Origin of the sequence: Pauljensenia sp. UMB3104 (assembly GCF_030217285.1) — a bacterium.
GTDB lineage: Bacteria > Actinomycetota > Actinomycetes > Actinomycetales > Actinomycetaceae > Pauljensenia.
The window spans coordinates 1-389 of the sequence record NZ_JASONN010000088.1; the positions used below are offsets into that span (position 1 = coordinate 1).

Sequence of the window (389 nt, forward strand, 5' to 3'; positions counted from 1 at the left end):
CTCGCGTTTAGCGCACTTATGGCACAGGGTGTCCGTTTCAAGGAGTTTCACCCATTGGGGCACATCCTTTGGCCGCACACCACCAACAACACCAACAACACCGCAAGAGGCGCATCGCTTGATGTCGTCGCGCCGTCTGAGGAACCGATCCAAAGGGGATTCACCCGCGTAAACGCCAACCTGCCAATTCCGCGCCGACAGTCCCTTTTCGGTCTCGTCTACGTATTGGCGGCATGCCCCTATTACAGGGCAGGACGCGCAGACCCTTTTCGCCTCCGCAAACTCATCATGCCTACCGTTTTTGGTATTATTCGTGAACAGCTCCGGTGCCCTCGTGCAGGCCGCGTTTTCTGCCCACTGCCCAGGCAAAGGCAGATCCAAACGGGGAT

General features: G+C 57.6%; 1 protein-coding gene. It reads right to left on the minus strand.

What is annotated here, in order from left to right:
* Positions 1–381, minus strand: a 381-nt coding sequence (locus QP415_RS13825) for a WhiB family transcriptional regulator (RefSeq protein WP_442953482.1), incomplete at its 3' end; no start/stop codon positions are given.
* Between the last annotated feature and the right edge of the window lie 8 nt (positions 382–389).